Below are 9,825 nucleotides of genomic sequence, written 5' to 3'. Positions count from 1 at the left end.
AATAAGCGTCATTATTTAAATTACTACAAAAGGGGAATGAAGTGGCTGCCTACGGCAGCCACTTCATTCCCCTTTAAAATGATTATCATTATTGTTAATGGAATAGTTTATTTTCTGGAAGTCCCTCAGGCAGGGAGTAGTTATCATTGCCGTCACAATTTATCTTCTCCCTCTCTACTAATTCAGCTACTCCATCAATTAATTCTGATTCTGAATAACCAGATAACCTGTCTGCTTTCTTCAAATCACGTAATGTTTTTGGCGTTTTATTCTTGACATTCTGGAAGTATTCATAAATCTTTTTAGCCACCTCAGATAATGGTTTTGAATGTAGATTGTGAGCAGCAGCTAAATTAAATTCTAGGTCAAATACTCTATCTAGATATTCCTGCTCCGAAGCAATCGGCTTGGCTAGATTAGATAAAAGGGGCATTAATGCCACAACAAAACCACCAACAGAAGCAATCATCACTGGACGGAGGTTTTGATAAGAGACTGCTTTAATATCCAAGTATTTAGATTTAATTTGCTCCCGCTCTTGCTTACCTGGAATAATGTCACCTCTATTTAAAATCAACTCCAGTACCCCATAAGATTCTTGCTCCCTTCCATTCTTGATATACCTGTTACCTAACAACAATAAATTGAGACAGAGACGAGTTTGAGCATCCATCTTTTCAATACCCAATGCTGCCAAGTTAAAAGACTGTAGGGAGGCAATAAACTTAGTATTAAACTCTCGACCAATCAGTAAAACATCAAGTAATTTACTCCCATAATTCCAATCAGAGTAAAGCTTGCTTAAGGAGTCAGCAATTACTAACCAATCATCCAGAATTAGAATCAATGGTGGTAAGGATTCGCGCTTTGATTCTAGTAGCTGTTTACGCTTTTTGTAGTCGGTGTAAAAGTTGTCAATTACCTCTTTGGCTAGGTCTGGGTTTTCCCCGTCAAAAACAATTACCCTTTCTTTCTCCCGTAAACCACAGAAACTATCATTCTTAGCACTAATTACCCAAATATCAGCATTCTTGTAATCTGCCAAAATCTTCTCAATTAAGTAATTGAGCGTTACTGATTTACCGCTTCCTGGTGCGGCAACTAAAGCAGTGGAACTATCTGCTCTGGCTAGGGCTTGCAAAGTACTTAGGGCAAGAGCTTCTGATGGGTCAAGGCTTTGGGCAGTATTTTGTTGTAATGTCTGCTGTTGAGAGCCGGTCACTTTATCGTCACCCCTGGCGATATCTTGCATTGATTGGCCTGGCAATGCTGCGGCTGGTTGACCCGTTGCCTGTTGCAGTTGCGCCCGTGCTTCGGCTTCTGCCCTTAACCTCACTTGCTCCTGAAAGATAGCTAACTCTTGCGGTGTCATTTTTGACAACTGCGCCTCTCTTACCCGTCTATTCTCAGTCCATTGGTGGAATTCGTAATCTAGTTGGGCGCTATATGCTTCCTTATGGAGCCTTAACCCGTACCAAAGTTTAGAAATTAACCAATTGCTACGAATTTCTGACCTAACTGAAGGCATTAGTTGGATTAATCGCCATTCCCTAGCTTTGGATAAGGTAAAGGCTCCTCCTAGAAAAAACACTGAAGCTAATCCCCACAAAGCCTTATCCGGGTTACTTGGTTCTATTATTCTTAATCTAGTTGCTTTGGTTGGCAGAAAGCTATCACGTTGAAACTCCGGGTTAGCTGGGGCGTAAACAGGGGCATTAAACTCCGACTCTGGCATTATGTAACGCTTGTTGGGAGTGCAGTACCTTTGACGGTTAACCGGCTTGGTGAGCTTTTCGGGAATAAAACAATACTCAACCAAACTTATCTGAGTGCCAGTAAATGACTTTGCCCCACAAATTAACCCGATGGTTGCCAGCAGCCCTACAGTAATATTGTTTGCAGTGCCAGAACGCAAGTATGACTCGAATTGCTTACGTTTCATTGGTTTGTCCCCCTGACGATTGCTGCAATCACCAACAACACAAAAGCACCTACCCCAATCAAGCCCCAAGGTATTTCACTCTTGGGAGTTGGCTTAACTTCGTAGGTTTTAACCTCCTGATAAAACCGTGTCTTACCTGTATTAGTTGCTTCTGACACTGCCCTATATTCATCAAAGGCAATCCACAACGAAGCTCCTACACTTGCGGTTTGGGCGGTCGCTACCAAAAAATCTTTGTCAATGTGGATTTGTCCGTCGTAGTGAAGCTTGGTCAGGGTATTGGCGAAAAATAGCCCAAGTACAATGCTGCTTAAAGTGCCAGAAGCGATCGCCCCAATTCCCAAACTCGTTAGTAGGCTCACTCCAGCATTGGCAGTAAACACACCCAGGAATGTAGCCAGTGCTTTGTTTAGCAGTTGTTTGTTACTGAAGACATCCCTAATTGATTGCTCTAACCGTTCGCCGTCTTCGCTCTCTGGGGTCGGTTTTTCTGAAGTAGTTTCACCCCACATTAACGGTGTGGACTGTTCACTGGTATTTTGGAACTGTGATAATAGGGAATCAATTTCATTCATGTTTACCTCGCGTGGGTGAAACAGAAAAAGCCAGAGTTGAATGGCACTACTGGCTTTTAGCTAACTATGGTTAAATGCCCATGAAGTTGCGGAACCACTGCCCTACTCGACTAATCCCAGCAGTGCGCGAGTAATTGGGCTTGGGTATGCGGTCGGTTTTCGCTTCACTACCGTTTGTCCACAGTGCGCTAGTAACTGCGGTTTCATAAGCTCTATCTGCTGCGTCTTGTGTCTCAGGCAGCTTGTTAGAAGCTTTGATTAAATCAGCCTCATATTTTGCGATCGCCATTAAATCCGCAGTGGCCCCAGATATCTGAATCAAGGATGAGCGTTGAGCGTGACGGGTAGCCTCGGCAGTGGTAGCGTTGACGTGTTCCGCTTGCATCTCGGACATCTCGTTTTTAAAACGCTGCTCTCCTGTCTTACTGGTGTTGATAGCTTTCAGGGTTTGCGTTCCATGCTTCTGGGTCAATTGCACCAGTTCAGCGTAAGCTTGGTTTACATCTCCGGTGGTTTCAATGATTTTCCGGTATGCCTCCAAAGCCTTGGGTAAATTGGTTTTTGCAGTGTCAGACAGTCGCGCCATGTCTGCAATTTTGGTGATTACCGTTTGGTCGCCAAGGAGGGCTTTGTTGAACTCCTCATCTGACACATCAAACAGTCTCCCCATTGCTCCTAACGTACCGGGGGCATTGTTGTGAATATGGTTTTTGAGTTTTGCTGCTCCAAAATTACGTGCCATTTTATCTCCTAATAAGGTATGTAGTCATAGTCGATATTGCTGGATGATTGGGGCAACTTATCCCAGTAACCCATCTCTTCAAATCGGCTATAAATTCTCGCTGCTAATTGCCTTATGGGGTCGTCAAAATCATCAGAAATTAAATCAAATCTTTTCTCACCAAATGCCAAAGTATTTGCAATGTCCGCGTCAATCCCATTACCCAAGAATTGACCAAATGCAGCAGAGTATGGATGGTCATCAATGGTTGAATGAGTTGCTAAGAATTCCGTCCCGGTAAAGGGTGGGTAATCTTCACTCTCGAATATTGGCGTGGAGAGTGCAGAAATATCTGCCGAAATCATTGCTGACCATTGTTCAGGATTTTCTGCTTTGAATTGCTGCTTTCTTAGGGCGGAGTCGGTCAGAGGTGAGCGTCCCCAATCATTGGGATTTTTGTAATCGAGTGCCATGCTGCTAAAATCCTTGTAACGATGTGTACTTGATGCACTTTCGGGTGAGGCGATTGCACTTACTTTGGTCGGTGGGAGCGATCGCTTCATCATCAGTTTTCACAAAACTCAACAAGTTCAAAAACCTCCCTCTGCACTTGGTTTTGGCTTAGTTCAAAGCGTCTAGCTTTCGAGTCATTGAAAATGAAAGGGGCATTGACTCGACAATTAGAGTGGTGGCTATAGCGCAGTTGTTGACCACGGAATTCATAGAGGTGGTTACGTTGCAAAGTTGTCGTTTCTAACATAAGTTCCTCAAACTTGGGAATAAAACTCGATATTTAGGATTGCTTCGTGAATCTCCATCAAGGCTTGAACGGCATCACCTATTTTTAAGTCATTCGATGTACTGAACCGTTCGGAGGCTTCGATTTGCTTGTAATTTGGGGATGCTTGCACAAACCTTAGAGTCTGTTCGCAACCGAGGAGAATGGTCATTATTTCAGTGGTTGTTAGCGATGGTTGTGTCTGCATGGTGTCTTGGTCGCTCATGACTTTTTCCCTTTCCTTTGGGTTTTCATCGGTGTGGGTTGGGGTTCTGGCTGATTACTTGGCGCTTGTGGCTGGTTCGGTTTTTGAAGTACATAGCTGATGGCCCCTGCACCCCCCACGGCTGCGGCGATCGTGAACATATTGTTTCTGCCAAGCTGCTGGACTCCGAAGTAGCCAAGGGCTAACGCTGCTGCTGTTGCTCCAATGCCTAAAACCGTGTTTCTAAATGTGGTTCTGTTCATGCTGCCCCCTTGAAATTAGTGACCATTGCGCTAAGTGCCGATTTATTGGGCTGTGTAGATTGCGCTGTTTCGGGTTTGGGTGGTGATTGGACATTGCCATGTTGAAAAATCAGCTTCTCCACACCTGCTGAAAGTGCTTGTGTCGGTGCATCTTGGGGTAAATCAAAAATCTTGCACAATTCAATTACTGCTAGGTAGGAGATGGTTATACGCCGAGATTCGTAATTCATTGATTAGGCTACCTTTGATATTTGAGTTAATAGTTTCAACCCCAAGGCATTGATGAATTGGGGATTGTTCAAGACCACAAAGCCTAAACCGGCTAAGTTTTGATCCACCACTGGCAAGGAAACACCCCCACCCCAGGCGACAAGGTATTTAGCGCGGTCTAGATAATTACCAGCAGTCACAAAGTTGGCGAATTTCTCAATCCTGTTACTCCACCATTCATCCAAACTTTGGCTGTACTCGGTTTCAAACTTTTTACCTGTCAGGTGGTTGCCTCCATAAGTGAAAGTCCCTTCAAGAATCCCCTGGTTAACCAGACTAGGCGAGTGCTTCACATCCTTGGACAGCAGACTCACTCGGTCGTTTCGCTTGTCGAGAGATCCGGCAATCATGCTGTGCAGTTCACCCGCTCCACCTTCAATCAAGTGACGGTCAATCACTGCACCACTGCCGTTAAACACGGTAATCAACCAAGTTGATGAACCGATATCGAGTGCGATCGCTAATTCTGAGGGGTCAAGTACCAGGGATGCTTCACCGAATAAGCAGTGGGCAATGCTTCCAAACCCTTCGGGATAAATGCCTGTGACTAGGATTTCAACTGTTTTGCTGACAATGGAACGAGTTACAGGGTGCAGATGCTCAAAGGTGTGAATCCCTTCAACCCTGCGTTTAATCTCTTGGCCCCAGCGCTCTGGGTTATGATTGCTCAAACTAATCGAAAGTTTGACCCCATCGGGAATATTCAGAACTGATAAGTCTGCAAGGATGCTTTCTAGTGCCAGTTCTGCTTTTTTCGCCTTATCCTCGTGCAGCAGGGTGTGGTCAGTTTGAGCGATCGCTGCACTGCCCCAGAAGAATTGAACGTCTTTTAAGTCCAGGCGCTTTCCTTCTACATAACGCACCCAGCAGCCATCTTTTGAGATGGTTTCGTGGTGCATGATGTTTCGGTTGCGAACAAGTGAGTATACGGCTGGCATCATGATCGAAAAATCACCGATGATTGCCTTCCCATACCCTGCACCTGAGTCTTTTCCGGCGATCAGGTCAGTTAGCCCTGATTTGGCTAACAAATCCGCTTGAACTAGCCAATTTTTGGCATTGGTGTATGTCGTTGTCATGGTTCCGATGATTGGTAAAGTCTTGATTTTTCTGGCTTGGCGTTGATTTTTAGCTAAATCTAGACAAATCCAGATATCCAGTTAGGGGCAAGCCATAGCATCACTTTCTGGCTTCTGTTGCCTTTGTTGGGTGACTGGTTTTGGCTTGCTGTTAATGCTATGATAACACTATAGAGTTAAAACAACAAACCACTATAACTCTATAGCTCTTTATCTCTCTAGCGGATTACCTCTAAAGGTGTCAATCTAGAGTTAAAGTGATATGGAGTTTTAACACTTGACTGAAGAGGAAAAACCAGTAAGAGTCTCAATTTACCTGAGCGAGGATGTGAGGGCGAGATTTAAATCTGCTTGTGCATTACACAAGAAAAGTATGAATGAAGTTTTAGTAGACTTCATTGAGGAGTACCTAGACCAAAATGAGCAATCTCCACCTCAGCCCAAAAAAAGTAAAGATGCATAATTTGTATTTTTGAGGATTACCCCCATGCTGACAGCAATAAGCGATCGCCAGACAAAAAGAAAAATCGAGTAAGTCTAAGTAATTTTAATGGACGAAATACCAGGACAGCGCAACGGATAACCACCAGATAATTACAAACTCTTACGTCCTCTTTTCAAAAGCACAACTTTTATTAAGTAATGTTACGGTAAATCAGTCTGAAAATTGGATTTAAAAACCGTACTTTAGGGGATGAAAATTCGTATTAGAGTTTGATGTCAAGCGTTCGATTGTTCTGTAAGATCAGGCAAGTACTGAAATGAAGCGTACACGGAGGTCAATATACAACAGTATCAAAAGATAAACGGACAAAAGCGCCACTAATAAGTAGTGACGCTTCATCCGAGATTTAGACTCATATTCCATTTACTGGAGCCGGAGAGGGGATCTCAAACAAACCAAAGCAGTGGCGGAAAAGTTGGCGCTTGGAAACCACTGACTGGCGAAATGAGGTTTAGTCCGTGCTGCCTGCATTTTATTATATCTGTAGCTGTGGCAATTTCAATATGCTTCTGCTGGCGGATTTTGGCAAAAAAGTCATCAAATTGTTATTTCAAGAGCCAAAATTTTGCTAAATCAAGCAAAATAGCGAATTTCATAGATATAAAGGTGTAGCAGCGCGACATCCCCCCTCCAATACTTAAACATCAAGTATTAGGGGAAAAATCTGTGATTACTACCAACTACACATTTCAACCAATTGAACTTCAAGGGCAGTACGAGATAGGATCTCGCCCAAAGACAGACAAACCGACAGAAGTTACTCCTCATCACCCTTGCCCCCACTGCGGTAAACCAGACTGGTGCTACTCAATAGGAGAATTTACAGTCTGGAACCGCGATCGCTTTCATCAGCCTAACTATGCACTGGGTGAACCTAAAGAATCGCCAACTTATGTATTAAGCAATTGTCAAAAATTAAATAATGTTCAAGGAGGTATCGCGTAATGGTTGCACAATTCTCCAATCAGCAAGCACTCGCCTCCTTTGATATTCGCAATTTTGTAGACCAGTTAGAACCAGCCAGAGAGAAAAATAAATACATCTGCCCAGTTTGCGGTGGGCATAATTTATCCATTGTCCAAGAAACTGGGAAGTACAGCTGCTTTAACCAGTGTGAGTGCAAAGACATCCGGGAGGCGATTAAACCTTGGGCTGAAGTCTTAGCAGAAAGAGCAGGGGTTAATTATACAACTTCCCCAAAAGCGAAAATACCCAACCCCAAGAGAATCTTGCCCAAAAGTGCGCCAATTCCAGATGGTGAATTAGCACTAGTGATGTTGACCCAAGCGGCGACTGACATACCCCAAACTCAAAACATAACTTGCAAGCTACCCAAGGGTATACCAGGGAATGCAAGACAAACAATCTACCCTTACTCACAAAACCAATGGGTAATTCGCTATGAATGGGCGGATTACATCAAAGAGAAGGGTTATGATAAATCCTTCCGCCAATGGCACAGGCTCCCGGACGGCACTCCAGAGATGAGAAAAGGGGATGAACCCTGGAAAGCTTACCGCATTGATGAAGCGATCGCTGCTAGTAAATCTGTACAAGGAACCCCGGCACTACTCCAACACGAAGGGGAGGGGTGCGTAGAAGTTGGTCGAGAGCATGGGCTAGCTGGATTTACGTTCCAAGGTAGCGCCTGGGACAAAAAATCAATCCTGCCAGAATACCAACTTATCAAGGATTCAGGCATAGGATTAATCATTTTTCTACATGACCCAGACGACACTGGGCTAAAGAAACTCCAGACCTGCCAGGACTGTGCAGCCGAGGTGGGGATTGGATTTATTGGAATTAACCCTCACGACATCTGCCCCGATTTACCATATAAATCAAGTGACATCAAAGAAATCTTGGGGCAGATGGAAACACCAGAATTTATCCGCAGGTTAGAGCAGGAGATCCACGCGGCTGTGGCAAAGCGATGCCTACAGCAAGCTGCGCTAACGCAACAAGCAGAGGTAGATGTCGTTGATGATGATGCCCAAAATCCGGTTGTAGCCTTTACCCAGCAAGCTTTTCAAGCTCTCTACGGAGATAAGAACTGGATTTGTGCTGCTGATAAGCTTTACTACCACACTGGCAATCACTATAAACACTCTCCAGATTCCACAGAACGCAAAAGAATTTATGATTTTTGTAATTCTTTTGTGGTCGAGAACGAGCAGGGTAAAAAGTCTTGTCCCTATGCTTCACCCAGTTCAGTTAAAAAGGTTCTGGAATGGGCGAAAATGGGAACAGAAATTGACCCAGAACTAATTAATCCTCCTGGGGTAAATTGCACTAATGGGATAGTTAGGGTTGAGTGGGAAGGCAGAGATTTTACAGTAAAACTAAACCCCCACACACCCCAAGACTACTATATTTATGAACCATTAATTGAATATGACCCTAATGCTGACGATACATATTGTGAGCAACTTTTAGCTTGTTTAGACAAGCCACAACAAGAAATATTTCTTAGAAATATTGCTGCATCCCTTGACCTTCAAACTGTTAGAAAATTTAGAGGGAGAGAGGTAAAAGCAATGTTTGCAATTGGTCTTGGTTCTAATGGTAAAGATGCTCTGCGCGAGTGTGTATCAACCATTTATGGAAAGAACGGATTAACTTCTGTCTCCTTGGGTGACTTCCAATCCTACGACGAAGGCAGAAAGTTCGGACTAGCCCCACTTATATATAGTCGAGTTAACTGGGCTTCTGAAAACCCACAAACATCTAGGATTGATAGACTTCAAAGTTTAAAATTATTTGTCACTGGAGATACACTACATTGCGAACAGAAAGGGAAAGACCATATAGAATTCTCTTCTAACGCAATAGGTATTTTCAACTTAAACGAGACTCCCGCATTTCAAGGCGTAATACAAGCAATCAAAGATAGGATTGCAATTTTAGAATTCCGGAAAACCTTTGTAGATAATCCTGACCCAAATAATCCAAACGAGATAAAAGGCGACCCCCGATTCCGCTACGACCCAGAGTTTATTAGAACGCATGTTGCCCCCGCATTCCTAAATAGAATGCTAAAAGCACTCAACAACCTTATAGAGTCAGGTATCGATTATGAATGCACAACCGACGCTTTCCGCAACCTTCAGAAGGAAAATAATCATCTGTTTAATTTCATTGAAGATGAAAAACTGGGCTACGTCGAAGGTGGCGAGATGTCAGTAAGCGCTTTGTGGATGTTGCTGGAGAATTGGTATCAGCAGAATGGCACATTGACTATAGATGAAAACAACCGCAGAACGTGGATTGACCAAGTGCGACCCAGCGACAAAAACGTGAAGGGCATTAACCAAGTCAGCGCTCGAATTGCTCAACTCTTCCCCAAGGCAGTCATCGCAAGTAGGTACTGTGATGTTCGCAAAAAACAGATTCCAATACTGAAAGGCATTGGGATTTTGGGAGCTACCCGCCCCAGTTTGAGAGCTAACCGCCCCAGTTTGAGAGCTAACCGCCCCAGTTTGAGAGG

12 protein-coding genes are annotated in these 9,825 nt (G+C 43.8%); 3 read left to right on the top strand and 9 right to left on the bottom strand.

What is annotated here, in order from left to right; translation table 11 throughout:
* Nucleotides 1-94 precede the first annotated feature (94 nt).
* The 9 genes from CDG79_RS36595 to CDG79_RS36555 form a co-directional block, all read right to left on the bottom strand.
* Nucleotides 95-1,942 (bottom strand): hypothetical protein, encoded by a 1,848-nt coding sequence (locus CDG79_RS36595; protein WP_094346461.1) that lies wholly within the window; start codon nucleotides 1,940-1,942, stop codon nucleotides 95-97.
* A complete protein-coding gene (locus CDG79_RS36590; protein ID WP_223278568.1) occupies nucleotides 1,939-2,517 on the bottom strand; it encodes a hypothetical protein in 579 nt (192 codons plus the stop codon). The genes CDG79_RS36595 and CDG79_RS36590 overlap by 4 nt, the downstream gene beginning before the upstream one ends.
* 70 nt (nucleotides 2,518-2,587) lie before the next feature.
* The gene (locus tag CDG79_RS36585) at nucleotides 2,588-3,259 is read right to left on the bottom strand and encodes a hypothetical protein (RefSeq protein ID WP_094346459.1); all 672 of its coding nucleotides are present in this window, start codon (nucleotides 3,257-3,259) and stop codon (nucleotides 2,588-2,590) included.
* Between the two features lie 8 nt (nucleotides 3,260-3,267).
* Nucleotides 3,268-3,804, bottom strand: coding sequence for a hypothetical protein (locus CDG79_RS36580; protein WP_223278567.1), 537 nt, complete (start codon nucleotides 3,802-3,804; stop codon nucleotides 3,268-3,270).
* Nucleotides 3,804-3,998, bottom strand: coding sequence for a hypothetical protein (locus CDG79_RS36575; protein ID WP_094346458.1), 195 nt, complete (start codon nucleotides 3,996-3,998; stop codon nucleotides 3,804-3,806). Before CDG79_RS36575 ends, CDG79_RS36580 begins: the two co-directional genes overlap by 1 nt.
* Nucleotides 3,999-4,005: 7 nt before the next feature.
* A complete protein-coding gene (locus tag CDG79_RS36570; protein WP_094346457.1) occupies nucleotides 4,006-4,242 on the bottom strand; it encodes a hypothetical protein in 237 nt (78 codons plus the stop codon).
* On the bottom strand, nucleotides 4,239-4,484 hold the full coding sequence (locus CDG79_RS36565) for a hypothetical protein (RefSeq protein ID WP_094346456.1): 246 nt from the start codon (nucleotides 4,482-4,484) through the stop codon (nucleotides 4,239-4,241). The genes CDG79_RS36570 and CDG79_RS36565 overlap by 4 nt, the downstream gene beginning before the upstream one ends.
* Nucleotides 4,481-4,714 (bottom strand): hypothetical protein, encoded by a 234-nt coding sequence (locus tag CDG79_RS36560; protein WP_094346455.1) that lies wholly within the window; start codon nucleotides 4,712-4,714, stop codon nucleotides 4,481-4,483. Before CDG79_RS36560 ends, CDG79_RS36565 begins: the two co-directional genes overlap by 4 nt.
* Nucleotides 4,715-4,717: 3 nt before the next feature.
* Entirely contained in the window at nucleotides 4,718-5,833 is a 1,116-nt protein-coding gene (locus CDG79_RS36555; RefSeq protein WP_094346454.1) for a ParM/StbA family protein, read from the bottom strand.
* Nucleotides 5,834-6,110: 277 nt separating this feature from the next.
* Between CDG79_RS36555 and CDG79_RS36550 the strand changes: the two genes are divergently transcribed.
* The 3 genes from CDG79_RS36550 to CDG79_RS36540 all read left to right on the top strand — a co-directional run.
* Nucleotides 6,111-6,296, top strand: coding sequence for a plasmid partition protein ParG (locus CDG79_RS36550; protein WP_094346453.1), 186 nt, complete (start codon nucleotides 6,111-6,113; stop codon nucleotides 6,294-6,296).
* A 708-nt stretch (nucleotides 6,297-7,004) separates the two neighbouring features.
* Entirely contained in the window at nucleotides 7,005-7,283 is a 279-nt protein-coding gene (locus CDG79_RS36545; RefSeq protein ID WP_094346452.1) for a hypothetical protein, read from the top strand.
* Nucleotides 7,283-9,825, top strand: a 2,543-nt coding sequence (locus CDG79_RS36540; protein WP_143855695.1) for a DUF5906 domain-containing protein, incomplete at its 3' end; no start/stop codon positions are given. The genes CDG79_RS36545 and CDG79_RS36540, both read left to right, overlap by 1 nt.

The sequence above is a fragment of the Nostoc sp. 'Peltigera membranacea cyanobiont' 232 genome (assembly GCF_002245985.1).
In the GTDB taxonomy this organism is placed as follows: Bacteria; Cyanobacteriota; Cyanobacteriia; order Cyanobacteriales; family Nostocaceae; genus Nostoc.
The sequence above is the reverse complement of the archived record's forward strand: the minus strand, read 5'-3'. Positions and strand labels throughout refer to the sequence as shown.

Coding starts and splice junctions, on each gene's coding strand:
- CDG79_RS36590 (WP_223278568.1), bottom strand. CDS start 2,517: ATGAATGAAATTGATTCCCTATTATCACAGTTCCAAAATACCAGTGAA.
- CDG79_RS36565 (WP_094346456.1), bottom strand. CDS start 4,484: ATGAACAGAACCACATTTAGAAACACGGTTTTAGGCATTGGAGCAACA.
- CDG79_RS36570 (WP_094346457.1), bottom strand. CDS start 4,242: ATGAGCGACCAAGACACCATGCAGACACAACCATCGCTAACAACCACT.
- CDG79_RS36595 (WP_094346461.1), bottom strand. CDS start 1,942: ATGAAACGTAAGCAATTCGAGTCATACTTGCGTTCTGGCACTGCAAAC.
- CDG79_RS36585 (WP_094346459.1), bottom strand. CDS start 3,259: ATGGCACGTAATTTTGGAGCAGCAAAACTCAAAAACCATATTCACAAC.
- CDG79_RS36580 (WP_223278567.1), bottom strand. CDS start 3,804: ATGATGAAGCGATCGCTCCCACCGACCAAAGTAAGTGCAATCGCCTCA.
- CDG79_RS36560 (WP_094346455.1), bottom strand. CDS start 4,714: ATGAATTACGAATCTCGGCGTATAACCATCTCCTACCTAGCAGTAATT.
- CDG79_RS36555 (WP_094346454.1), bottom strand. CDS start 5,833: ATGACAACGACATACACCAATGCCAAAAATTGGCTAGTTCAAGCGGAT.
- CDG79_RS36575 (WP_094346458.1), bottom strand. CDS start 3,998: ATGTTAGAAACGACAACTTTGCAACGTAACCACCTCTATGAATTCCGT.